Annotated in this window: 21 protein-coding genes and 1 pseudogene; 12 read left to right on the forward strand and 10 right to left on the reverse strand. The window is 63.1% G+C overall.

Going from position 1 to position 22,594, the window contains the following annotated elements:
- The 3 genes from NKJ20_RS24380 to NKJ20_RS24390 all read right to left on the reverse strand — a co-directional run bounded on the left by NKJ20_RS24380 (position 1) and on the right by NKJ20_RS24390 (position 3,316).
- Entirely contained in the window at positions 1-1,182 is a 1,182-nt protein-coding gene (locus NKJ20_RS24380) for an MFS transporter (protein WP_352450716.1), read from the reverse strand.
- Positions 1,183-1,310: 128 nt separating this feature from the next.
- Positions 1,311-1,520, reverse strand: a complete 210-nt coding sequence (locus NKJ20_RS24385; protein WP_023678301.1) for a DUF2061 domain-containing protein — start codon at positions 1,518-1,520, stop codon at positions 1,311-1,313.
- A gap of 131 nt (positions 1,521-1,651) precedes the next feature.
- The gene (locus NKJ20_RS24390; protein WP_352747576.1) at positions 1,652-3,316 is read right to left on the reverse strand and encodes a Na/Pi cotransporter family protein; all 1,665 of its coding nucleotides are present in this window, start codon (positions 3,314-3,316) and stop codon (positions 1,652-1,654) included.
- Positions 3,317-3,694: 378 nt separating this feature from the next.
- On the opposite strand from NKJ20_RS24390, the gene NKJ20_RS24395 reads away from it, so the two are divergent.
- The 5 genes from NKJ20_RS24395 (at position 3,695) to NKJ20_RS24415 (ending at position 9,671) form a co-directional block, all read left to right on the forward strand.
- Positions 3,695-4,066 carry an RcnB family protein gene (locus NKJ20_RS24395; RefSeq protein ID WP_352450718.1) on the forward strand — a complete coding sequence of 124 codons (372 nt, stop codon included), beginning with the start codon at positions 3,695-3,697 and terminating at the stop codon, positions 4,064-4,066.
- A 156-nt stretch (positions 4,067-4,222) separates the two neighbouring features.
- Positions 4,223-6,184, forward strand: a complete 1,962-nt coding sequence (gene dnaG, locus NKJ20_RS24400) for a DNA primase (protein WP_352747578.1) — start codon at positions 4,223-4,225, stop codon at positions 6,182-6,184.
- A gap of 374 nt (positions 6,185-6,558) precedes the next feature.
- On the forward strand, positions 6,559-8,580 hold the full coding sequence (gene rpoD / locus NKJ20_RS24405; protein ID WP_023678297.1) for an RNA polymerase sigma factor RpoD: 2,022 nt from the start codon (positions 6,559-6,561) through the stop codon (positions 8,578-8,580).
- Between the two features lie 207 nt (positions 8,581-8,787).
- Positions 8,788-9,081, forward strand: a complete 294-nt coding sequence (locus NKJ20_RS24410; RefSeq protein ID WP_352450720.1) for a GYD domain-containing protein — start codon at positions 8,788-8,790, stop codon at positions 9,079-9,081.
- 209 nt (positions 9,082-9,290) lie between these two features.
- Positions 9,291-9,671: a thiol-disulfide oxidoreductase DCC family protein gene (locus NKJ20_RS24415; protein WP_352747580.1), complete on the forward strand. Its 381-nt coding sequence runs from the start codon at positions 9,291-9,293 to the stop codon at positions 9,669-9,671.
- 63 nt (positions 9,672-9,734) lie between these two features.
- Here the strand turns inward: NKJ20_RS24415 and NKJ20_RS24420 are convergent, their stop codons facing one another.
- Positions 9,735-9,992, reverse strand: a complete 258-nt coding sequence (locus NKJ20_RS24420; RefSeq protein ID WP_031212108.1) for a DUF2798 domain-containing protein — start codon at positions 9,990-9,992, stop codon at positions 9,735-9,737.
- Positions 9,993-10,259: 267 nt separating this feature from the next.
- Between NKJ20_RS24420 and NKJ20_RS24425 the strand changes: the two genes are divergently transcribed.
- Together NKJ20_RS24425 and NKJ20_RS24430 are read left to right on the forward strand one after the other, a co-directional pair.
- Entirely contained in the window at positions 10,260-10,940 is a 681-nt protein-coding gene (locus tag NKJ20_RS24425; protein WP_352747583.1) for a PadR family transcriptional regulator, read from the forward strand.
- A gap of 113 nt (positions 10,941-11,053) precedes the next feature.
- Complete coding sequence (locus NKJ20_RS24430; protein WP_023678291.1) at positions 11,054-11,344, forward strand: HlyU family transcriptional regulator; 291 nt, start codon at positions 11,054-11,056, stop codon at positions 11,342-11,344.
- A gap of 8 nt (positions 11,345-11,352) precedes the next feature.
- Here NKJ20_RS24430 and NKJ20_RS24435 read toward each other — a convergent pair whose 3' ends face one another.
- The 3 genes from NKJ20_RS24435 to NKJ20_RS24445 form a co-directional block, all read right to left on the reverse strand.
- On the reverse strand, positions 11,353-13,929 hold the full coding sequence (locus NKJ20_RS24435; protein ID WP_352747586.1) for a polynucleotide kinase-phosphatase: 2,577 nt from the start codon (positions 13,927-13,929) through the stop codon (positions 11,353-11,355).
- Positions 13,926-15,308 (reverse strand): 3' terminal RNA ribose 2'-O-methyltransferase Hen1, encoded by a 1,383-nt coding sequence (locus NKJ20_RS24440; protein ID WP_352747587.1) that lies wholly within the window; start codon positions 15,306-15,308, stop codon positions 13,926-13,928. The genes NKJ20_RS24435 and NKJ20_RS24440 overlap by 4 nt, the downstream gene beginning before the upstream one ends.
- 132 nt (positions 15,309-15,440) lie before the next feature.
- Complete coding sequence (locus NKJ20_RS24445; RefSeq protein ID WP_352747589.1) at positions 15,441-16,085, reverse strand: FMN-dependent NADH-azoreductase; 645 nt, start codon at positions 16,083-16,085, stop codon at positions 15,441-15,443.
- Positions 16,086-16,195: 110 nt separating this feature from the next.
- Here NKJ20_RS24445 and NKJ20_RS24450 point away from each other — a divergent pair, with 110 nt between their 5' ends.
- Positions 16,196-17,152, forward strand: coding sequence for a LysR family transcriptional regulator (locus NKJ20_RS24450; protein WP_352747592.1), 957 nt, complete (start codon positions 16,196-16,198; stop codon positions 17,150-17,152).
- On the opposite strand, the gene NKJ20_RS24455 is transcribed toward NKJ20_RS24450, so the two are convergent.
- Positions 17,085-17,711 (reverse strand): TetR/AcrR family transcriptional regulator, encoded by a 627-nt coding sequence (locus tag NKJ20_RS24455; protein WP_352747595.1) that lies wholly within the window; start codon positions 17,709-17,711, stop codon positions 17,085-17,087. The two genes, NKJ20_RS24450 and NKJ20_RS24455, sit on opposite strands and share 68 nt — an antisense overlap.
- A 66-nt stretch (positions 17,712-17,777) precedes the next feature.
- Here NKJ20_RS24455 and NKJ20_RS24460 point away from each other — a divergent pair.
- Positions 17,778-18,198 (forward strand): annotated as a pseudogene (locus NKJ20_RS24460) (VOC family protein).
- Here NKJ20_RS24460 and NKJ20_RS24465 read toward each other — a convergent pair.
- Positions 18,195-19,145, reverse strand: coding sequence for a S1C family serine protease (locus NKJ20_RS24465; RefSeq protein ID WP_352747598.1), 951 nt, complete (start codon positions 19,143-19,145; stop codon positions 18,195-18,197). The pseudogene NKJ20_RS24460 and the gene NKJ20_RS24465 overlap by 4 nt on opposite strands.
- Before the next feature lie 170 nt (positions 19,146-19,315).
- Between NKJ20_RS24465 and NKJ20_RS24470 the strand changes: the two genes are divergently transcribed.
- The 3 genes from NKJ20_RS24470 (at position 19,316) to NKJ20_RS24480 (ending at position 21,804) form a co-directional block, all read left to right on the forward strand.
- Positions 19,316-20,185, forward strand: coding sequence for a S1C family serine protease (locus NKJ20_RS24470; RefSeq protein WP_023678283.1), 870 nt, complete (start codon positions 19,316-19,318; stop codon positions 20,183-20,185).
- A gap of 7 nt (positions 20,186-20,192) precedes the next feature.
- Entirely contained in the window at positions 20,193-20,828 is a 636-nt protein-coding gene (locus NKJ20_RS24475; protein WP_352450729.1) for a helix-turn-helix transcriptional regulator, read from the forward strand.
- Positions 20,829-20,937: 109 nt separating this feature from the next.
- Complete coding sequence (locus NKJ20_RS24480) at positions 20,938-21,804, forward strand: SDR family oxidoreductase (protein ID WP_352747625.1); 867 nt, start codon at positions 20,938-20,940, stop codon at positions 21,802-21,804.
- A gap of 54 nt (positions 21,805-21,858) precedes the next feature.
- Here the strand turns inward: NKJ20_RS24480 and NKJ20_RS24485 are convergent, their stop codons facing one another.
- Positions 21,859-22,374 carry a TIGR00645 family protein gene (locus tag NKJ20_RS24485; RefSeq protein WP_352747602.1) on the reverse strand — a complete coding sequence of 172 codons (516 nt, stop codon included), beginning with the start codon at positions 22,372-22,374 and terminating at the stop codon, positions 21,859-21,861.
- Between the last annotated feature and the right edge of the window lie 220 nt (positions 22,375-22,594).

Consider the following 22,594-nt stretch of genomic DNA (forward strand, 5'->3'; position numbering starts at 1 on the left):
CTATTCGGCGGCAGCCGGCAGCGGCGGCGCAGCCCGGCTTCGCCATTCCCAGACATGCGAGGCAAGCGCAACCGCGACCGCGACCAGCATGGCGATCGCGCCAACCACCGGCAGGCTGCGATAGCCATAGCCGGCATTGAGCATCGCCGCGCCGAGCGATGCGGCGAGCGCGATGCCGACATTGAAGCCCGACGGGATGAGCGACGAGGCAAGGTTGGAGGCGTCCGCGGTCCAGGTCAGGATGCGGGTCTGGATCGGCGTGCCGATGGCAAAGTTGAGGCCGCCCCAGACGAAGATCGCTATCACCATCGGCAGCGGGTAAGGGCTGACAGCGTAGATCAAGGCGAGCATTGCCGCCTGCAGGAAAAGCATGGCGATGAGCGACGGCATCAGCTTCCAGTCGGCGAGCCGCCCGCCGACGAAGACGCCGATCGTTGCGCCGACCCCATTGAGCAGGAGCACCCAAGGTATCCATTTCTCGTCGAGGCCTGTGACCTCAAGCAGCGTCGGCGTGATGTAGGTGAACAGGCCGAACTGGCCGATCATCAGCATCAGCATAATAATGAGCGAGGTCCAGACCTGCTGGCGTGCGAGCACGCGGACCTCGCTTCCAAGGCTCGCCGACGGGCTCGACGATCCCGTCTTGCGCGGCAGCAGGGCGCCGATTGCCGTGAAGGCCACCACACCGAGCGCGCACATCACCCAGAATGTCGCACGCCATCCCCAGATGTTGCCGATTGCCGTGCCGGCCGGAACGCCGATTACGTTCGATACGGTGAGGCCGGACAGGATCAGCGCCACCGCCATGCCGCGCTGGTCTTCGCGCACGAGGCCGACGGCCACCACCATGGCAACGCCGAAATAGGCGCCATGCGCCACGGCCACCGCTATCCGCAACAGCAGCATCGAAGCGAAGTCGGGCGCCAGCGCGCAGGCGGCCTGGCCGATGGTGAAGGCTGCAGTCAGTCCAAGCAGCAGGGCCTTGCGGGAGAACCTTTTGGTGGCGAGCGCCAGCAGCGGGCCGCCGACTGCAATGCCGCCGGCATAGCCGGAAACGAGATAGCCGGCGGTCGGGATCGCGACGCCAAGGCCCTCCGCCACCTGCGGCAGCACGCCGGCGATGACGAATTCGGTGGTGCCGAAGGCAAAGGCGGCAATGAACAGGGCAATGAGGGGGAGCATGGCGGAAAGGCGATCCTCGGATAAGGTCGCCTCAAACCACGGATGAGGGCAGCGGGCAATCCAGAAATTGTCGACGCCGCTTTAGCTTTTCTTGATCGCCGGTCAGGCGCCCGCCGCGGAGGCAAGAGCTAGGCGGCTGCCTTCCTTCCATAAGGAATTTTCAGCCACGCTCGCTCGTGAAGATAGTAGAGCAGCGACTTGGTGACGACCTCGGTCAGGCCGATGGCCGCGGCGAGCTTGATGCTTCCGGTCACGACGAGCGAAATGATCATCGTGTCGATGGTGCCGGTGACGCGCCAGGAAAGCGCTTTGGCGAAGCTGCGGGAATGGGTGTCCATCGACTTTCCTTCCGGTAGATGCGGCGATCTTTAGCCGACAGACAGGAGGTGGCGCAAAGATAATTTTTGCGCATTGGCCAACAGCAATTTTCTAGGCGATGTTCTGAAGCTACCCGGCCTGTGGATGCAATCTATCCGGCCTTCAGCCGCGAACCGGTGAGCAGGCCGCGCTCCTCAAGTACGGGATAGGCCATCGAGGCGAGCAGCGAGTTGATCTGCTTGAGGTCGCGAATGGTGTCGAGATGGATCGAACTGGTCTCGACGCTCTTGGGGGTGCCGTCGCGCAGCCGCACGAAATGGCTCTGGCTGGTTTCCTTCTCGCGGTCGCGCAGCCGGTCCTTTTCCAGCACCAACTGGCGAGCGGTCTCCGGATCGCGGGATACCAGCACGTTGAAGGCAAGCCTGGCATTGGCAAGCACCAAGGCATGGAAGGCGCAAAGCTCACGCCAGCCTTCCGGCGTGAACTCCAGCCCGCGCTCGAATTTCTTCTTCACGTGGACCAGCATGTTGCGCACGATGATGTCGCCGACCTGCTCCAGCTTGACGCAGGCGCCGATCAGTTCCTGGCAACGCAGGGCCTCGTCCTCGCTCAGCGGGTTCTTGGTGACCCTGGCCAGATAGAGCTTGATCGCCGCGTGCTTTCTGTCGACACGGTCGTCGAGTGCGGCCAGCGCGCCAATCTTTTCGGCATCGGCGCTCTCATAGAGCTCGATGATCCGTTTCAGCATGATCTCGACCGTTTCGCAGACCCGCACCACCTCGCGGGTGGCGTTGGCCAATGCCTGGCTCGGCACGTCGAGCGCACTTTCGTTGAGCGCCGAAAGCTCGACGACGTCGAGCGCGTTGGCGGCCTGGGGCTTGGTGCCCAACGCCACGATCCTTTCCGAGGCGCGATAGACCAGGCTCGCCAGCGGTAGGCCGGCGATCAGGATCAGGATGTTGAAGACAATGTGGGCATTGACGATCTGCTCGGGCACCGTGCTGCCCAAGAAGGCGACCAGCGGCTTGAACGTCAGGAACAGGATCAGCATGATCAGCGAACCCATGCCGCGCATCAGGAGATTTCCGATCGGCACGATGCGAACGCCTGGTTCTGCGTTGCGGGTTAGTAGCGGCGCGATGATCGAAGAGCCGAGATTGACGCCGAGCACCAGCACGATGCCGAGTTCGGGCGGGATGAAACCGCGGCCGGCGAGCGTTACCATCAGCAGCACCGCGGCAATCGAGGAATGGAACAGCCAGGTGACCAACGCCGCCAGAAGATAGGCGGTGACCGGATCGCCGGAGAAGTAATCGACGATGAGCGGCATCAGCGTGCTCTGGCGCAGTGGCTCCGACGCCTGGCCGATCATCTCCAGCGACAGAAGCAGCAGGCCGATGCCGACCAGGATGCGGCCGAACTGGCGCCAGTCGCGCCGCTCGGTGGCCATGAACATGACGGTGCCGGCGACCAAGCAGATCGGCACCAGCAGCGACAGATCGAAGGTGAGCAGCTTGACCACCAGTGCCGAGCCGATCTCGGCGCCGCGCACCGCAAGCTGGCCCGACATGCCGCTGACAATACCGGAGCCGGCGAATGAGCCGACCAGCAAGGTGACGGCGGTCGAGCTTTGCAGCGCGACAGCCAGGCCGCAGCCGGCCAGAACCGCCATGAACGGATTGCGCATTGTGGCGCGCAGTTTGTGGCGCAGCACATCGCCATAGGCGCGCTCGACGCCGGTCTTCACCAGACGGGTGGCAAACAGCATCAGTGCGACCGCACCGGCGAGGTGCAGCAAGACGACCGAGCCACTCATGCCAGGCCCCGCAACGCGACAGGTGCCAGCGACGCGGGCGCGGTGAAGTCAAGGGTGCAAAAGTGGGCGCGAATCGTGGACATTGCAGAGGTTGATATTACTCCGATTTATTTTAGCCGAATAATAAATTTTGCCCGGTTCCGACGCCTGCTGCCACGCGACGGGGCGTGTCGGAAATGGATGGCTGACAAAATGGTTGCATAGCCTGCGGGGTTGCGGCGGGTCATGCGTCCATTCCCGGACGCCCGCTTTAAAGGTAACGCTGAATTAGTCGTTCTAAACGTAGGAAATCATTACGAAAACGTAATCTCGGTGTTCAGTTTCGGTTCATCCTCCCGGCTCTATTCCGTAGGCATCGACAACCAAGGAGTACCCGCCATGAAACGTATCGTTCTTTCCGCCATTGCCTTCTCGATGCTGGCTGCAACCACCTGGCAGGGCCAGACTGCACCTCTGAACACACCAAACGCGTCGCAGTCGAACTACAGCCAGGTCGACTGGCAAAGGCCCGGCAGGCATGTCGACGTGAACAAGCGCGTCGTAGTGAAGAAAAAGATCGTCGTGAAGCGCAGCCATTGGCGCAACGGCCAGAGATATTCCAGCTGGAAGCGTCACCAGCCGATCCGCGACTATCGCCACTATGGCCTGCGCCGTCCGGGTCCCGGGCAGGAATGGATCCGGGTCGGCAACGACTATCTGCTGGTCAGCGTTCTCTCCGGCCTGATCTTCGGCGCCATCGCCGCGCAGTGAGCCCGGAACGGCTGACCGCGCTGCGTCGGTTTAGATCGAGAAGGCGGCCCGCGGGCCGCCTTCTCTTTTTGGCCTGTGAAAACCGGGTATGATCGCCATTAGGAGTCGTCGGGCTTCGACCGTGTGATTATATGGAGGCCAAACGAGCTGTCCCCCATGCGCTTTCCGCCTGCTTTCCTCGACGAGATCCGCGACCGCGTGCCGATTTCTTCGGTGATCGGCCAGCGCGTCGCGTGGGACAGGAAGAAGACTAACGCGCCGCGCGGCGACTATTGGGCGTGCTGTCCCTTCCATGGCGAGAAGAGCCCGTCCTTCCACTGCGAGGACAAGAAGGGCCGCTACCATTGCTTCGGCTGCTCGGTTTCGGGCGACCATTTCAAGTTCCTGACCGAACTTGACGGGATGAGCTTTCCTGAAGCGGTCGAGAAGATCGCCGACATGGCCGGCGTGCCGATGCCGGTTCGCGATGCCCAGGAGGAGCGGCGCGAAAAGGAACGCGCCAGCCTGACTGACGTCATGGAGATGGCGACGGCGTTCTTCCAGGAACGGCTGCAGGGACCGGAAGGGGCAAAGGCCCGCGCCTATCTGCGCGACCGAGGGCTGACACCGGCGACGCAGCAGTCTTTCCGCCTCGGCTATGCCCCCGACAGCCGCAATGCGCTGAAGGAGCATCTTGCCGCCAGGGGTGTCCCCAAGGCCGACATCGAGGCGTGCGGGCTGGTGCGCCATGGCGACGACGTCCCGGTTTCCTACGATTGGTTCCGCGACCGCGTCATGTTCCCGATCCCGGATTCCAGGGGCAAGATCATCGCCTTCGGAGGGCGGGCACTGGCGCCGGATGCGCTGGCCAAATATATGAACTCGCCCGATACGGAGCTCTTCCACAAGGGCAACGTGCTCTACAATTTCGCCCGTGCGCGGCAAGCACTGGGAAAGGGGACGCTGGCCAAGGCCGGCACCGTCATTGCCGTCGAAGGCTACATGGATGTGATCGCGCTGGCGCAGGCCGGCTTCGAAAACGTGGTGGCGCCGCTCGGCACCGCGTTGACTGAAAACCAGCTCGAACTTCTATGGCGCATGGCTGGCGAGCCGGTGCTGTGCTTCGACGGCGACCAGGCCGGGTTGAAGGCAGCGTGGCGCGCCGCCGACATGGCGCTGCCGGCGGTCCAGGCAGGCCGCTCCGTGCGCTTCGCCCTGCTGCCGGAGGGCAAGGATCCCGACGATCTGGTCAAGGGTGACGGGCCGGATGCGTTCCGCGCCGTGCTTTCCGAGGCACGGCCGCTGGCCGACCTCTTGTGGATGCGCGAGACCGCCGGCGGCATCTTCGACACGCCGGAACGGCGGGCGGAGCTCGAAAAGACGCTACGCGAACTGACCAGCCGCATCCGCGACGAGAGCCTTCGCTATCACTACCAACAGGAAATGCGCGAGCGCGTGCAGAGCTTCTTCGGTGCCCAGCGCGGACGCCAGGGACGTCAGGACGGACGGCCCGGTGAGCGCTTCCCGGGCAGGGTCTCAGCACCCGGCGGACAGTTTGCACGTGGCGGCGGTGCCGGTGGGCGCACCGCGATCACCGAAAGCCTCGGCCGCTCGGCGCTGGTCAAACGCGGCGGCGAGGGCATGTCGGTGCGCGAGGCGACGATCATTGCGGCCCTCGTCAACCATCCCGTGCTGATCGACGAGAATTTCGCCCATGTCGAGTTCCTCGATCTCGCCAATTCCGATCTGAAGCGGCTGCATGCGGCCATCCTCGACGCCATGGCGCACGATATGGCCAACAACCGCGAGGCTGTAATCGCGACGATCGAGCGGGCCGGCTGCGGTGAGATCTGGCAGCGCGCGGTGGCGCTCATCAAACGTGCGCGGCAATGGCCGGCGCTGGAAACGGCAGCACTCGACGATGCTCGCGATGCGTTCAGCCAAGCTCTCCACTTGCAGCGCAGCGCGCGCACCTTACATAAGGAGCTGAAGCAGGCGGAAGCAGCGCTCGCCAGCGATCCCACGGACGAAAATTACCGGCACCTGGTCGAAATCCAGGCGCAATTTCGTGATGTGCAGGCAACGGAAGCGCTGATCGAAGGGTTTGGCGTATCGTCGGGCAGAGCTGGGCGCGTTTAGATCGAAGCCTCCAGAAGACTGAAATGTAAGGACGTGCTTGCGCGTTGAATCAAGCGTGCGGTGCTCTAAGTCGGGTAATTGATTCGCTTTTTTCATGCGAATCATGCGAGAGGCGCTTGACCTTCCGCCAGAATGGCGGAATCAGGTCGATTCGAAACGTTAACCCGCCCCGGCATCGACGGGAATGCAGCGATGTAAGGTACTGATCACTGGACAGGCAGTCAGCTTGCCACAGATATCAGGGTTAATCTGGACTTAACGAGAGATGCAGTTACTGGCCCGGTAAAGCGCGTTCTGGAAGGAGCGCATCCAATTTGACCGGACTGGCAGCTTACGCGGCTTTGATACTCAGCCGCTTGGAGAAAATAAAGACTATGGCGACAAAAGAAAAGGAAGAAGTCGAGACCGAACGCGAGGCCGCGACCGATGGCCCTCTGCTCGACCTTTCCGACGATGCTGTCAAGAAGATGATCAAGGCCGCCAAGAAGCGCGGTTATGTCACCATGGACGAGCTGAATTCGGTGCTGCCCTCGGAGGAAGTGACCTCCGAGCAGATCGAGGACACGATGGCCATGCTTTCCGACATGGGCATCAACGTGGTCGAGGACGACGAGCAGGGCGAGGAGCCCGAAGCCGCCGATACCGCCGCTGACGCCGAGGAAGACGCCAACGAGCTGGCCGAGCAGACCGGCACTGCCGTCGCCGCCACCACGACCAAGAAAGAGCCGACCGACCGAACCGACGATCCGGTCCGCATGTATCTGCGCGAGATGGGCTCAGTCGAGCTTCTGTCGCGCGAGGGCGAAATAGCGATCGCCAAGCGCATCGAGGCCGGGCGCGAGACGATGATCGCGGGCCTTTGCGAAAGCCCGCTGACTTTCCAGGCCATCATCATCTGGCGTGACGAGCTCAACGAATCGAAGATCCTGCTGCGCGAGATCATCGACCTCGAGGCGACCTATGCCGGGCCGGAGGCCAAGCAGGCGCCGGTTGTCGAGCGTATCGAGGAAGCCAAGACCGAGGAAAAGTCGCGCCGTTCGCGCGAGGACGAGGACGACATCACCAATGTCGGCGGCGACACGCGTGGCCTGGTGGACGACGACGAGGAAGACGATGACGAGGCGAGCCTGTCGCTGGCGGCCATGGAAGCGGAACTGCGCCCGCAGGTGATGGAGACGCTCGACGTCATTGCCGACACCTACAAGAAACTGCGCAAGCTGCAGGACCAGCAGGTCGAGAACCGGCTGGCTGCCGCGGGCACGCTGTCGCCCAGCCAGGACCGCCGGCTGAAGGAATTGAAAGACCAGCTGATCAAGGCGGTGAAGTCGCTGTCCTTGAACACGGCGCGCATCGAGGCGCTGGTCGAGCAGCTCTACGACATCAACAAGCGACTGGTGCAGAACGAAGGCAAGCTGCTCAGGCTGGCCGAAAGCTATGGCGTGCGCCGCGAGGAGTTCCTCAAGGAATATCAGGGCTCGGAGCTCGATCCCAACTGGACGCGCTCGATCGGCAATCTGACCTCGCGCGGCTGGAAGGAATTCACCAAGAACGAGAAGGACGCCATCCGCGACCTGCGCGCCGAAATCCAGAACCTCGCCACCGAGACGGCGATTTCGATCCAGGAATTCCGCAAGATCGTCAACCAGGTGCAGAAGGGCGAGCGCGAAGCCGCGATCGCCAAGAAGGAAATGGTCGAGGCCAATCTGCGCCTCGTCATCTCCATCGCGAAGAAATACACCAATCGCGGCCTGCAGTTCCTCGACCTGATCCAGGAAGGCAATATCGGCCTGATGAAGGCGGTCGACAAATTCGAATACCGCCGCGGCTACAAGTTCTCGACCTACGCGACATGGTGGATCCGGCAGGCGATCACCCGTTCGATCGCCGACCAGGCGCGCACCATCCGCATTCCGGTGCACATGATCGAAACGATCAACAAGATCGTGCGCACCTCGCGCCAGATGCTGCATGAGATCGGCCGTGAGCCGACGCCGGAAGAACTGGCGGAAAAGCTCGCCATGCCGCTGGAAAAAGTGCGCAAGGTGCTGAAGATCGCCAAGGAGCCGATCTCGCTCGAAACGCCGGTCGGCGACGAGGAGGATTCGCATCTTGGCGACTTCATCGAGGACAAGATGGCGATCCTGCCGATCGACGCGGCGATCCAGGCCAATTTGCGCGAGACGACGACGCGCGTATTGGCCTCGCTGACGCCGCGCGAAGAGCGCGTGCTCAGAATGCGCTTCGGCATCGGCATGAACACCGACCACACGCTTGAAGAGGTCGGCCAGCAGTTCTCGGTCACCCGCGAGCGCATCCGCCAGATCGAAGCCAAGGCGCTGCGCAAGCTCAAGCACCCGAGCCGGTCGCGCAAGCTCAGAAGCTTCCTCGACAGCTGAGGCCGGGTGACGGATAAGCAGTTTCAAGGGCGCCGGTGGCGCCCTTTTCCGTTTGGGCACAGGCGATCACGATTGAACGCGCCGCTCTTGCGTGTCGTGCCCTACGAGAGGATAATTCCGCGACGGACGCATTCTCTGGGCGACAAACCCGGATGCCCGCCCCGGCAGTTGGACGCCGTGCTCCGTGGCACCGGAGGGAGGTGTGGCATGACAACTTACATCGTGCTGATCAACTGGACAGAGCAAGGCGCCAAAAACGTGCGCGAATCGCCGAAGCGGCTCGATGCCGCCAAGAAGCTGCTGGGAGACATGGGCGGGTCCTTCAAGGCATTTTATCTCACCATGGGGGATTGCGACATGGTGGCCGTGCTCGAAGCGCCCGACGATGCCGTCCTGGCTCGTTTCTCGTTAATGCTGGCGACGGCTGGCAACGTCAGGACTCGGACGCTCAAGGCTTTCCCGGAGGATGCCTATCGCGAGATCATCACCTCGCTCGGCTGAGCCGCGGCGCCTGAAGCGCGTCGCGCTGAACGGCCTTTGCGACGCGCTTAAGCTCTTCTTTTTATGCATGTCGTTATCGTAAAACCGCTGCGTACCCTTTGGGCGACCTGGATCAGCGAAACCGGCCATTCCGCCGGTATCGTGTCACGTTGCGGCGCAACGGCATTTCTCGGATAATCCGTGCGTGTCCTCTGGTGCCGTTTCGAAAGATGAGCAAGCCTCTGCTGACCGTCTGGTATAATACGCGCTGTCCGGTCTGTGATGCCGGTATCAGCCGGCAGAAGCGGCGGCTGATCGAGGCGGTCAAGGCCGGGCGGATCGAATTTCGCGACATCAATGCCGAACCGGCGGCGCTGGCCGGATACGGCATCGGGCTGGAGGACATCCGGCGCCGGCTGCATGCGATCCACGCCGACGGCAAATTGCTGGCCGGCGCCGATGTTGCCATTGCTGTATGGCGGACGACGCCCGGCGAAGGCTGGCTCGCAACGCTGTTCGGCAATCCCGGCGCACTGCCGTTGACGCGCTATGGCTATGATCGCTTTGCCGATCTGCTCTATGCCTGGAACCGGCGCAAAGGCCGCTGGTAACGGGTATTATTCGCTCCGCACCGAAAGGTCCGGAGATTGTTTCCAGGCCTTTCGCGTGCCCTGCTATCGAGCCACGGGCTCGCAAAGCCAGCCAACGATACGGCGCACCGCCGGCAGCACCAGCAGCAGCGTCGGAAAGGCCACCAGCCAGGACAGGCCCCAAGCCGTCAGCCAAGTGGCCAGCATGTCGGGCTGGAAGCCAAGGCTTTTCAGTGTCGAGATGAACGACACGATGAACGTCATCAGCAACGACAGCACCAGCGGGCCGAGCACGGCGGCATAGCGCGCAGGCAGCTTGCTGCGGGGGGTTTTCATGGTCATTTGGATTTCCCTGAAGCATCCGGTTCGTCGCCTTGCATCCATTCGCCGGTATTGTCGGCGTAACTGCCCGGAACGACCGGGGTGGATGCGTTGCTTCACAGACGCTTACGGAGCGGCCTTCGGCCCTCATGCACCCTCTAGCTGCCCTCGCTGGCGAAATCAATCCTGCTGGTGCCATTTTCAGATACATCGTAAGATATATCTTGACTCGACCGTGGCGGGCACTTAGTTGAGATATATCGTAAGACATAACTCAAGGAGCAGACAATGCACAAAGACAATCATTTCGGGCATCATCGTTTTGGCGAACACGCCGAGCGCGTTTTCATGCATATGGCCGGCAAGTTCGGTGGGCGCGGCGGCTTTGGTCCGTTCGGGCATGGCATGAGAGGCGGCGGACGCGGCGGGCCGGGCGACATGTTCCGCGCCGGGCGCATGCTGGCCGACGGCGATCTCAAGCTGATCACGCTGTCGCTGCTGGCCGAGGCGCCGCGGCACGGCTATGACATCATCAAGGCGCTGGAGGAGCGCACCAGCGGCTTCTACAGCCCGAGCCCCGGCGTGGTCTACCCGACGCTGACCTTCCTGGAAGAGGCCGGCTACGCCGTTTCTACGGCGGAAGGCAACAAGAAGGTGTTTTCAATCACCGAGGCTGGGCAGGCGCACCTCAACGAAAATCGCGAGATGATCGACCACGTGCTCGAACATCTCGAGTGCTTCGGCCGCAAGATGGCGAAGGCGCGCGACTGGTTCGGCTGGAACGATGACGGCGACGGTGGCCGGCGCGGCCGCGGCCGCTCGGAAAAGCGCGACGAGTTTCGCGCCGTGCGCCACCGGCTGCGCGCCGCGCTCGGCGAAATCGTCGATGCGCCTGAAGCAAAGCAGGCCGAGGCAATCAGCATATTGGAAGCTGCCGCAGAGGCGTTGGAAGCGTTGTCGCGCGACTGACCTCTGAGTGCCAAGCCAGCTGCGGCCCTTGCCCGCTCGGCCAAGGACCGGTACTGAAAATCATCCTGCACCGCGCTATGTGGTGCAGGATGATTGCCGTTGGAGGATACCCCATGTCTTTTCTGAAGCGTCTTTTCGGCGGAGGCAACGAAGCCGCCGAGCCAAAGACAGCGGCGCCGGCAAAGCAGATCGAGCACAAGGGATTTTTGATCAGCGCCACGCCCTACAAGGCGGAGGGCCAGTACCAGACCTGCGGCGTGGTTTCGAAGGAGATCGACGGCGTGATGAAGGAGCACAAATTCATCCGCGCCGACCGCTTTGCCGGGCTTGATGACGCTGTCGACATCTCGATCAAAAAGGGCATCCAGCTGGTCGACGAGCAAGGCGAGAAGATCTTCGGATAGATCGGCTACTACAGCCTTGGGTCGATTGGCTCGCTTTCCAACGCCAGCACGGCGAAGACACACTCGTGAACCCGGCGTAGCGGCTGCTTGGCGACAAATCGCGTTAGCGCTTCGCGGCCAAGCGCGAACTCTCTGAGCGCCAGGCTGCGCTTGCCGGCCAGGCCGCGTTCTCGGAGGCGGACGAGATTGTCGGGCGCGTCATATTCGGGACCATAGATGATGCGCAAATATTCCGGGCCGCGGACCTTCAGCGCCGGCTGGATGAGCCCCTTCTTGCCACGGCTGACGAAGTCGCATGGTTTGACCACCATGCCTTCGCCGCCTGAGCCAGTCAGCGCTTCCCACCAGGCGACGGCCTCGGCACACGCGCTGCCGTCGGCCAGATCAACCATACGCCATCGAGTCGGCGTGACCACGCCGCCACGGGCAGCCAGACGGTCCGCGAGCGACATGTGCCAGACATGGTCCTGGTCAAACCAAACACGTCCCTCGCTGGCCAGCAGGTGGAAAGGCGCGGCCTTAAGGTCCTCGACGCCCGAAACTGGCCATACGTAGGGCACCCAGGCGGTGGCGTATTTGGCTGCGCGGACGGCCCGGTCTTCAAGGCGTGCGTTCAGGCCGGCTGCATCGACGCCGCGCGCCATCGCACGGGCCAGCGCCTCGCTGCTGGCCTTGAGACCGGCGGCAGAGGATGTGGCCACAGGCGCATACTGGCTTTCGATCAGACTGCCGGCTTTGGCCGACCAAGGCATTATCTCGGCGTCCAGCAGCAGCCAGTCGCTGTTCAATTCCTTCCACAGATCCGCCGCGTCGACCTCGGTGCGAAGACGGGCGAGCAGGTCCTCCGTCATGGCACTGTCATTGAAAAAGGAGCGTCCGGTGCGGGTCCAGATTGCGCCGGTTTCGTCGCCAGGGACCCCGAAGCGGCTGCGTGCCGCCTGCGCGTTCCGGCAGAGCGCGATCACTGCCCGCGAACCCATGTGCTTCTCCTCGCACACGATCTGCGCAACGCCGCGCTCGCGGAAGTAAGCGAAGGCATCCTCCGGACGTTCCAGCCAGCCGTCCTGGCTGCTGGTCTCGGACGGCGACATGGTCGGCGGCAGATAGATCAGCCATTGCGGCGAGAGCGCGAAGCGGCTCATCACCTCCAGTGCTGCCGACGCGTTCTCCTCGGCCACGACAATCCGGCCCCTCAGTCCGGTCTCGATCCAACGGCGACCGGAGACATCCTGATAATCGAGCACGCCGTCGGCGTCGGCCTGTGCCGATTTACCGGGACCGGACCCGCCCAGCGGACGTATCGGCTCCGACCAGGTCTGGATTGCCGGCACCTCGACCAGTTCGCGTTCCGGCCAGCGCAAGGCCGTCAGCTTGCCGCCAAATACGCATCCGGTGTCGATGCACAGGGTGTTGTTGACCCATTCGGCCGATAGCGTGGGCGTATGTCCATAGATAATGGCCGTCTTGCCACGATAGGCCGCAGCCCAGTCGGCACGGACGGGCAGCCCGAACTCGTCGGTCTCGCCTGTGGTCTCGCCGTACAGAGCGAACTCGCGCACAGCGCCGGAACCGCGTCCGATCATCTCTTCCTTGAGGCCGGCATGGGCGACGGCGAGGCCTCCGCCATCGAGCCAGACATGGCTGCGCAGGCCGTCGAGAAAGGCCGGCAGCGCCTCGCGCAGGCCTCGGTCCTGTGCAGTTAGCTGATCGACAGTCTGCTGGAGGCCGTGAGCGACCGTGACCTTGCGGCCTTCTAGCCAGCGGCTGAGTTTGCGTTCATGGTTGCCCTGGACACAGTAAGCCGTTCCAGCCGCGACCATGCTCATGGCAATGCGGAGTACGTTGGGCGAGTTGGGGCCGCGATCGACGAGGTCGCCGACAAAGACGATCTTGCGGCCCTCTGGTGGGACCACGGTGACCGTTCGGTCGCCCTGATGCTCAGACCAGACGATGCTGTAGCCCAATCGAGCGAGCAGGATATGAAGCTCATCCGAACAGCCGTGGATGTCGCCAATGATATCGAACGGGCCATGGTCGTCGCGCTTATCGGTCCACAGCGGCTGTCGCGACACCTCGGCCGCGTCGATGCTGGCCTCGCTGGTAAGCTTCCAGACTTGGCGGAAGCCCTCGCGTTGGAGGCCGCCAAGACCCTTGCGGATCTCGGTTGTCATGCGCTGGGCGACCCCGGCGCCGAACTGCCGGTCGGCTCGCACCGCATTGCGTGCGACGCACACCTCGACGCCTGGATCGAGGACCACGGCGACGGGCAAAGCATGCCACTTGCGCGCCAGCTCAATCCAGGGCTTGCGGTCGGCGGCTCGCACATTGGTGGCGTCGATGACGGCCAGCCTGCGGTGTTTGAGCCGCTTGCCGGCTATTTCGCGAACCAGATCGAAGGCATCCGCAGAGACGTCCTGGTCGGTTTCGTCGTCGGAGATCAGCGCCCGGCACTGGTCCGAGGAGATAATCTCGGTCGTCAGGAAATGCTTGGTGGCGAAAGTCGACTTGCCCGATCCGGTCGAGCCGATCAGCACGACGAGGGCGAAGTCAGGAATGGTGAGGTTGGTCTTATCAGGTTCTCTCATCGGGTGAACACCGCCATCTGTGTGGGGGCGCCGAGGGTCGGGTCCTCGGCTCCGATACCGCTGAAGGTGGCTGCATAGCCATAGATCTCGCCGATTTTGGCCGCCCAGGCTTGGAACTGGGCCCGGCTCCATTCGAAACGGTGATCGGGATGGCGAAATGCGCCAGGGACCAGTCTTGGAAACAGAGCGTTGTAGTCCGCATTCGGAGTGGTCACGATGACGGATTTGGGCGCCGTCTCACCGAAAACGATGCGTTCGACCAGGGGCAGCCTGTCCTCGTCGAGATGCTCGATGACCTCGACCAGAACGGCGACGTCGGCTGCGGCCCAACGGCTGTCGCGGTAGGTCAGCGATCCATGCAGCAGCGTGACCCGGCCCTCGGGCGGCCCGCCTAATTCGTTCAGCTTGAGACGCTTTGCGGCCCATTCCAGTTCGCGCGCCGCCGGATCCAGACCGAACAGCTTGTGGATCCATCGCTCGCGCACCAGCCTGTCGAGCAGCTTACCTTCACCGCATCCCAGATCCGCAACCGTGGTTCCTCCCGTCGCCCGAATGGCGTGGACAACTGCGTCCATGCGCAGATCGTTGAGCCGGATAGGCGTCTCAAGCGCTTCCTCGGGCGTGGCGCGCAACTCGGCAGGTCGTGCCTCGCCAGCCGTCTCGGGAGCCAGCCGCTCCAGAGCGATGCGGGTCAAGGCCCTGCGATTGCCCAGATAGCGGCGCACGATCAGGTCTTTGGCCGGATGATTTTCCAGCCAGCCTTCGCCTTTGGACAGCAGCTTGTCGATCTCTGCTTCGCCGACCCAGTAATGCTTGGCATCGTCCATCACCGGGATCAGCACATAGAGGTGGTTCAACAAGGCGCTGAGCCGGCCCGTGCCGGTCAGCTTCAGATGGCCGTATCGGGGCTCGCCTGCAGCACCCCCGATTCCTTCGATTGGCGTCAGATCGACTGTCCAGCCCAAGGGTTCGAACAAACTTCGAACCAGAACCTCACCGCCGCGCGTTGGCAGTGGCGTAACCACGGCTTCCAGCGGCAGTTCGCTGTCGGCCAGTTCCTGGCGCTCCTTCGATATACCGGTCATCGCCGTCCGCAGCATTTTGTTCAGCGCCACCGACAGGAAGGATGATGCTGCGTAAGGCCGGTCGTTCACATATTGGTCGAGCAGGCCTTCTGCCTGGCCCTTGCCCCGCACCAGGCCCACAGGATCGACATCGAGCAGGAGTGCAGCCTCGCACCGCTCTTCGGTTGCCTCGGGATAGAACAGCCACGCCTTGCCGAAAGACAGGTCGGTCTCGTGCAGGCGATCCGGATGCTTGTGCAGCAAGAAACCGAGATCGGTGGCCGGACGGTGCGTTGTGGCAACGGAAAGGAACATCCGCGACCGATAGCGCAGACAAGCGGAATAACCAATGGCGGTTGTGTGGCCCACCACAATAGGTTGTCGCCAACGACAACAAGGGCAGGCGCCGGGCGCCTGCCCTTGTACAATTCAGACGATGCTGACGCTTTACGCCGCGGTGGCGACGCGCTCGGCATTGCCGGTCGCGGCTACAATGGCGTCGACCTTGGTCGAGGCCTTGGCCAGCGCTGCTGCCAGCGCATCGGCGCCCATGCCGACTCCTTCGATGCGGATGACCTCGAGATCGGTCATGCCGAGGAAGCCAAGCACGCTGCGCAGGTAGGGAATGGCGTGATCGAACTGCACGGCCGCACCTTCGGAATAGATGCCGCCCGAAGCCAGCACGATGTAGACCTTCTTGCCGGCGACGAGGCCCTTGGGGCCGTTCTCGCCATAGGCAAAGCTCTTGCCGGAACGGGCAATGTGATCGACCCAGGACTTCAGCGTCGAGGAGATGTTGAAGTTGATGAAGCCGGTGGCGAGAATCACCGAATCGGCGGCGAACAGTTCATCCAGCACGACATCGGAGACGCCAACGACTTCAGCCTGGCGCGAGGTGCGCGCTTCGGCCGGCGTGTAGATGCCGGTCGCATAATCGGCATCGATGTGCGGCAACGGATTGGCGACGAGGTCGCGCACGACAAGCGTGTTCGACGGATCGGCGGCAACAAGCTTTTCGGCGAATTCAGTAGCAATACGGGTCGAGTGTGAGGCAGCGCCGCGCGGGCTCGATGTGACAAGAAGGATGGACATAATGGGGTCTCCAGGGTTGGATCAAAATCTCCCGGCAGATATGTGTACGCGGACCCATTTGAAAAACTGGTATATTTTGTATATTATCCATCTAAAATGTGGATTGAACGATGCAACCGAACCCGACGCTTGACCAACTGCAGATCCTGGTTGCGGTGGCCGAGACCGGCAGCTTCTCGGCCGCCGGGCGCAAATTGAATCGCGCGCAATCGGTGATCAGCTACGCCATCGCCAACCTCGAAGCGCAGCTCGGGCTGAAGCTGTTCGAGCGCGAGGGCACGCGTGAACCGCAACTGACCGATGTCGGCAAGGCGACGCTGGAAGATGCCCGGCGAATGGTCGGCGTGCTGCAACGCATCCGCTCGCGTGTCGACGGATACCGGCAGGGATTGGAGGCGGAAGTTACGCTGTCGGTCGACGTGACGCTACCGTCGCCGGTGCTGGTTCGGGTGCTAAAGGCATTCGAGGCGCAGTTCCCGGCCGTGACGCTGCGTCTGCATATCGGCTCGCTTGGCCTTATCCTCGATCATGTTGTCGGCGGACAGGCCGATCTCGGCATCGGGGGGCTTCTGGGTGAGACGGACGTGAATCTGCTTCGCATCGGCTTCTTCTCCCTGGTGCCAGCCGCAGCGCCTGATCACCCGCTGGCGCTGCTGCCGAGACCAGTGGCGCTAGAGGATGTCCGCGAACACATCCAACTGGTCGTCTCGGACCAGTCCGAGCGTACGCGCGGGCGTGACTATGGCGTCTTCGCCTACCGCACCTGGCGGCTGACGGATGTGCGCACCAAGCACGTGCTGATGCGCGAGGGGCTGGGCTGGGGCGGGCTGCCGCGATGGCTGATTGCCGATGATCTGGCGAACGGCCGGCTCGTCGAACTCGATCTCGAGCCTTACAGCGAAGTCCGCTCGCCGCTCTATGCCATGCACCGCGCCGATCGCAGCCCAAAACCGGCGGCCGCCTGGCTGATCGACCAGTTCAAGCGCCAGCTAGGCTGTTTCAACGAGTTCGAACCGGGTGAGGTGCCTGAGGAGGAGCCGGAGACAGGCCGTCGATCAGCGCTATGAGAACGGCGCGATAGTCCTCGATCGATGCTCCAGTTTCGATGGCGAGCGCTGCGCGGTCGAAGGCGGCAGCGAGCAAAGCGGTCAGTGCTTCCACAGGCAGTCTCGTCATGGAGTGCGAGCGCATCGCGGCAACAAGGCCTTCGCGCAGCGAACGGTTGCCATGGCGATTGTCGATCGCATCCATGGCGGCGCGGCCGAGCACGGCCGGGCCATCAAGCAGCAAGAGCCGCGTACGGCCGGGCGCACGCATGGCAGCCAGACAGGCATCCGAGCCGGCAATCAGCGCATCGCGGGCAAATAGCGAAGGCGGCGACGCGCGTTCGATCTCTTCCGAGACGGCTTGCGCCTCCTGTTCGACCACAGCGGCAAACAACGCCTGCTTGTCGGCAAAGTGATGATAGAGCGCGCCGCGCGTGACGCCGGCAGCGGCGGCGATCTCGGGTGTGCCGGTCTCGGCATAGGACTTTTCGGTGAACAGTTTGCGAGCCGCGGCGATGAGCTCGGCGCGTGTCGCGGCGGTGCGATCACGGTTGGAGCGGCGAGCGGATCCTTGTTGCATACATGCAGCCTGTATGTTAATTCCATTTACCTGCAGACTGTATGTTATTTGCCGGGAGAAGGAAAGATGAGGACGACGAGCTATTATCCGGTGCTGATGACGAGCGACGTTGCCGGCACGGCAGCCTTTTGCGCATTTCGGCTTCAAGCCGCTGTTTGAGGCCGACTGGTACGTGCATCTGCGCTCGGCCGAAGACCGTCGCGTCAACCTCGGCATCGTCCAGGGCGATCATGAGACGATCCCGGAGGAAGGGCGGGGCCGCACATCTGGCCTGCTGATCAATTTCGAGGTCAGGGATCCGGATGCCATCTATGAGCGGATCACCGCCGCTGGCCTGCCGATCCTGCGAACGCTGCGCGACGAATCCTTCGGCCAGCGCCATTTCATCACCAGGGATCCCAACGGCGTGCTGATCGACGTGATCAGGCCGATCCCGCCGAGCCCAGAATTTATGGCGCAATATGCGCAGGGTGCTGCGGCGCGCTAACTCGCCCGCGCCAACGGCATCACGGTGACCTGAGTAATGCCGGAGCGGCGCACCACCGTGCACAGTGTCTCGCGGCCGATTCGCTCGGCGTCGAGCATGCGCACCAGATCGTCGACGCCGGTGACCGGGCGGCCGTCGATGGCGGCAATAATGTCGCCTTCCCTGAGGCCGGCCTTGTCCGCCGGGCTGTTCTTTTCGACGGTGCGAAGGCGCACCGCCGTGCTGCTCGACACTTGCGACAAAAGGGCTGCGCGGCGCGGCAGGTTGGTGGTATCGGCGGAAACGCCGATGAAGGCGCGGCGCACACGGCCGAAGCGGATGATTTCCGAGATGACGAAATTGGCGGTGTTGGAGGCAACCGCGAAGGCGATGCCTTGCGCACCGTGGATCATCGCGGTGTTAACGCCGATCACCTCGCCGGCCGAGGACACCAGCGGGCCGCCGGAATTGCCGGGGTTGAGCGCGGCGTCGGTCTGGATGACGTCGTCGATCAGCCGGCCGGTGGAGGCGCGCATCGAGCGGCCGAGTGCCGAGACGACGCCAGTGGTGACGGTCCATTCGAAGCCGAGCGGATTGCCGATGGCAATTGCAATCTGGCCGCGCCTCAAACGCTTGGAATCGCCAAGCGGCGCAACATCGGCAAAGTTGCCGTCGGCGCACACCAGCGCAATGTCGGTGTCGGGATCGCGGCCGAGCACGCGGCCTTCCCTGGAGGCGCCGTCCGGCATTGACACGCGCACGCTGCGCGCATCGCCGACGACGTGGAAGTTGGTGACGACCAGCCCGTCCTGCGCGATGACGAAGCCGGAGCCATGGCCGCCCGGGCCACCGATGCGCTCGATGCGGCAGACGGCGGGCCCGATGCGGTCGACGGCATCGGCGACCGTCGCCGAATAGGCATCGAGAAGGGCATCGTCATATTGCAATTGCTGGGCGGGCAGGGCCATCCGAGGGCTCCGTTTGGAACAAGATGAACAATGCCTATATGTGCGGAGCGGCCGGACCGGCCGCGACCTGACCAGATGGCCAGTCACATGCCCAAACTAGCCGTCAGGCGAGTATCCGCCAACGTCCTGCCGGGCGATATCTGGGTCACGAAGAACCCAGGAGATAAATCATGAGCGATTTCAATCTGAGCACGTTTTCCGACGCCATTGCCGACATCGCGGCAGCCGCGGCACCAGCGACGGCCAGCTTCGCGACGCACCACCGGACGTCAACTGCTTTCCACTGGCGGGACGGCTATTTCGTCACTGCCGAGGAGGCGGTCGAGGCCGGCGAGGAGATCGAGCTGACGTTTTCTTCGGGCGAAGCCGTCAAGGCGGAACTGGTCGGCCGCGACCCGTCCACCGGCACGGCCGTTTTGAAACCGGCCGGCGCGCCGGGCGCCCCGTCACTGGTAAAGGCGGATGCGGTGCGGCCGGGCAATCTGGCGGTCGTGGCGGGCAATAGCGACGGCACCTCGCTCGCTACCTTCGGCACGGTCGGCGAGGTCGGCCCGGCCTGGCGTTCAATGCGCGGCGGCACGATCGACCGGCGCATCAACCTTGCCGTCAATGCCGGCGGCCGTTTCGAGGGTGGCCCTGTGCTCGACGCCAAGGGTGGACTGATCGGCATGCTGCTGTTCGGGCCACGCCGGCGGGCGCTGGTCATGCCTTACGAAACGATCGAGCGGGCAGTCACGACGCTGCGCGAGAAGGGCCATGTGGCGCGCGGCTATCTTGGCGCCGGCCTGCATCCGGTCCGCAATGGTGATACACAGGGCGCCATGGTGATGAGCCTCGACGATAACGGGCCGGCGAAATCAGCCGGTCTCAGTCTCGGCGACATCATCGTGTCGTGGAACGCGGAGACGGTGCATGGCCCGCGCGAGCTGATCCGCAAGCTCGGGCCGGACAGCGCCGGTGCCTTGGTCACACTCGGCGTGGTGCGCGGCGGCGAGAACCGTGAGGTTTCCCTGACCATCGGTGAAAAGCCACTGAGCTGAGGGATAGATGGTAAGCGGCGAGGTCGCTGGCAGACGGCTGACGGTGCTGATCGCGCTCGGTGACGTCGAGCGCGCGCGAAGTCTGTCCGCCGTTCTCGCCGCGACCGATGATCTGCGGCCGGTTCTGGCCGGCGAAGTCGACGGGCGTGAGGCGGCGGATGTCGCCATCGTCGATGATCATGGGCTACAAGGCGGGCTCGTCGACGCGGCTATGCCTCGCGTGCTGCTATCGTCGCGAGCGGCCCGCGAACGGCCGGCCGATACAGTGTTTGCCGTGCTGCCCGTGCAAGCGGACGAGTTGCTGATCGCCGCCGCCGCGCGGCTCGCGGCTGCGGGCTACCGGATTTCGCGCGACAGCCATGCTCTATCCGATCGGCATCACGATTTGACCTTCCATGACAGCGACCGGTTCGAAGAGGAACCGACTGACGAGCATATCGTCCGGCCGACGCTTTCGCCGCGGGAAAGCGAGGTGCTGGCGCTGCTGGCCGAGGGCGCCCCCAACAAGGTCATCGCGCGGCGGCTGAACATCTCCGTGCATACGGCGAAGTTCCATGTCGCAGCGATCCTGACGAAGCTCGGTGCCGCCAACCGCACCGATGCGATTGCCATCGCCATGCGGCAGGGCCTGGTGCTGGTCTAGCTCGTCTCAAGGCCGACGCAGCGTAACCCACATGCGGTGTGTTGGGCCTTGCGCGGCGGTTCTCAGCCGCGCAAGGATCGTGTCTTTCATGTTGCAGGAAGGCGCAAGGATGTCGCTCAAGGGAAAGACGCTTTTCATCTCCGGCGGGTCGCGCGGCATCGGGCTGGCGATTGCGCTGCGCGCCGCGCGCGATGGCGCCAACGTGACGATCGCGGCCAAGACCGCCGAGCCGCATCCGAAGCTGCCCGGGACCATCTACACGGCGGCGCACGAGATCGAGCAGGCCGGCGGCAAGGCGCTGCCGGCGCTGTGCGACATTCGGGATGAAGAACAGGTCGCCGAGGCGGTTGCCAAGACCGTGGAGCGGTTCGGCGGCGTCGATATCTGCGTCAACAACGCCAGTGCCATCCAACTCACCGGCACGCTGGAGACTGATATGAAGCGCTACGATCTGATGCACCAGATCAACACGCGCGGCGCTTTTCTCGTCTCCAAAATGTGCATTCCGCACTTGAGGTTGGCGGAAAATCCTCACATCTTGAATCTGGCGCCGCCGCTCGACATGAAGGCCAAGTGGTTCAAGAACCATGTCGCCTACACGATGGCAAAGTTCGGCATGTCGATGTGCACGCTGGGCATGAGCGCCGAGTTCGCCAGGGATGGCATTGCGGTCAATTCGCTATGGCCGATCTCGACCATCGACACCGCGGCGGTGCGTAACCTCCTGGGCGGGGCGACGGTGGCGGCGATGAGCCGTTCGCCCGACATCATGGCCGATGCGGCATACGCCATCCTGGTCAGGCCGTCGCGTGAGGCGACCGGCAATTTCTACATTGACGAAGAAGTGCTGCGCGCTGAGGGCGTCAGCGATTTCTCGGCCTATGCGCCGGGTGCGACAGGCCCGCTCGCCGGCGACTTTTTTGTGCCGGACGAGGTGTTCGGCCGGACGGATACCAAAATCAAAGGTATCTACTGACGGAAAGTATCTAGCTGACAGGCATATCTCTTAAAGACCGGCACAGACGCGTGCTCAGTCTTCGGCTTTCTTGGCTTTGCCAAGACCCATCAGCCGGTCGATATAGGCAAGCATCAGTGCCGACAGAACGAAGGCCAGATGAATGATGGTCAGCCACATCAGCTGGTCGGTCGTGTAGGAGACCGAGTTCAGGAACACCTGCAAGAGGTGGATCGAGGAGATCGCTATGATTGTCGAGGCGACCTTGACCTTCAGCGAGCCGACATCGATCGTGCCCAGCCAATGCACCTTGCCGTCATTTTCATCGAAGCGGCTGACGAAGTTTTCGTAACCCGAGATGATCACCATCACCACCAGTGAGGCGACCAGCGCGGCATCGATGAGGCCGAGTATTTTCAGGATGGTGTCGGTGTCATCGAGCGTGAAGGCAACGGAGACGAACTCGAACAGCTTGTTGCCGAAGGACACGGCATAGATGGCAAGTGCCGCACCCAGTCCGAGATAGAAGGCGACCAGCAGCCAGCGCGAGGCGAGAATGATCGATTCGATGGCGAGTTCGAGGCGCTTCATGCGGCGATTCGGGCTCCGTTGTCGGAGTGCCGTATTTCGGGCAGGCTGCGGCGGTTTGCAAGGTTTCAAAAAAACGAAACCCCGCCGGGGAGGGGAACCGGCGGGGCTCGTGTGTCCCGCTGGAGTCGGGACAGGGCAGGGAACGCCCTTTCCAGAATCTGGGATGGGTAACCGCGCGTTTCAAGATTGATGACCGCGCGATTCAATGGTTGATCAAATC

The organism is Mesorhizobium sp. M0185 (assembly GCF_040322175.1).
Lineage (GTDB): Bacteria > Pseudomonadota > Alphaproteobacteria > Rhizobiales > Rhizobiaceae > Mesorhizobium.

What these genes read in the sequence shown, in the direction of transcription:
- NKJ20_RS24380 (WP_352450716.1), bottom strand. Translation starts at nt 1,182, where the DNA reads ATGCTCCCCCTCATTGCCCTGTTCATTGCCGCCTTTGCCTTCGGCACC.
- NKJ20_RS24385 (WP_023678301.1), bottom strand. Translation starts at nt 1,520, where the DNA reads ATGGACACCCATTCCCGCAGCTTCGCCAAAGCGCTTTCCTGGCGCGTC.
- NKJ20_RS24390 (WP_352747576.1), bottom strand. Translation starts at nt 3,316, where the DNA reads ATGAGTGGCTCGGTCGTCTTGCTGCACCTCGCCGGTGCGGTCGCACTG.
- NKJ20_RS24395 (WP_352450718.1), top strand. Translation starts at nt 3,695, where the DNA reads ATGAAACGTATCGTTCTTTCCGCCATTGCCTTCTCGATGCTGGCTGCA.
- dnaG (WP_352747578.1), top strand. Translation starts at nt 4,223, where the DNA reads ATGCGCTTTCCGCCTGCTTTCCTCGACGAGATCCGCGACCGCGTGCCG.
- rpoD (WP_023678297.1), top strand. Translation starts at nt 6,559, where the DNA reads ATGGCGACAAAAGAAAAGGAAGAAGTCGAGACCGAACGCGAGGCCGCG.
- NKJ20_RS24410 (WP_352450720.1), top strand. Translation starts at nt 8,788, where the DNA reads ATGACAACTTACATCGTGCTGATCAACTGGACAGAGCAAGGCGCCAAA.
- NKJ20_RS24415 (WP_352747580.1), top strand. Translation starts at nt 9,291, where the DNA reads ATGAGCAAGCCTCTGCTGACCGTCTGGTATAATACGCGCTGTCCGGTC.
- NKJ20_RS24420 (WP_031212108.1), bottom strand. Translation starts at nt 9,992, where the DNA reads ATGACCATGAAAACCCCCCGCAGCAAGCTGCCTGCGCGCTATGCCGCC.
- NKJ20_RS24425 (WP_352747583.1), top strand. Translation starts at nt 10,260, where the DNA reads ATGCACAAAGACAATCATTTCGGGCATCATCGTTTTGGCGAACACGCC.
- NKJ20_RS24430 (WP_023678291.1), top strand. Translation starts at nt 11,054, where the DNA reads ATGTCTTTTCTGAAGCGTCTTTTCGGCGGAGGCAACGAAGCCGCCGAG.
- NKJ20_RS24435 (WP_352747586.1), bottom strand. Translation starts at nt 13,929, where the DNA reads ATGAGAGAACCTGATAAGACCAACCTCACCATTCCTGACTTCGCCCTC.
- NKJ20_RS24440 (WP_352747587.1), bottom strand. Translation starts at nt 15,308, where the DNA reads ATGTTCCTTTCCGTTGCCACAACGCACCGTCCGGCCACCGATCTCGGT.
- NKJ20_RS24445 (WP_352747589.1), bottom strand. Translation starts at nt 16,085, where the DNA reads ATGTCCATCCTTCTTGTCACATCGAGCCCGCGCGGCGCTGCCTCACAC.
- NKJ20_RS24450 (WP_352747592.1), top strand. Translation starts at nt 16,196, where the DNA reads ATGCAACCGAACCCGACGCTTGACCAACTGCAGATCCTGGTTGCGGTG.
- NKJ20_RS24455 (WP_352747595.1), bottom strand. Translation starts at nt 17,711, where the DNA reads ATGCAACAAGGATCCGCTCGCCGCTCCAACCGTGATCGCACCGCCGCG.
- NKJ20_RS24465 (WP_352747598.1), bottom strand. Translation starts at nt 19,145, where the DNA reads ATGGCCCTGCCCGCCCAGCAATTGCAATATGACGATGCCCTTCTCGAT.
- NKJ20_RS24470 (WP_023678283.1), top strand. Translation starts at nt 19,316, where the DNA reads ATGAGCGATTTCAATCTGAGCACGTTTTCCGACGCCATTGCCGACATC.
- NKJ20_RS24475 (WP_352450729.1), top strand. Translation starts at nt 20,193, where the DNA reads ATGGTAAGCGGCGAGGTCGCTGGCAGACGGCTGACGGTGCTGATCGCG.
- NKJ20_RS24480 (WP_352747625.1), top strand. Translation starts at nt 20,938, where the DNA reads ATGTCGCTCAAGGGAAAGACGCTTTTCATCTCCGGCGGGTCGCGCGGC.
- NKJ20_RS24485 (WP_352747602.1), bottom strand. Translation starts at nt 22,374, where the DNA reads ATGAAGCGCCTCGAACTCGCCATCGAATCGATCATTCTCGCCTCGCGC.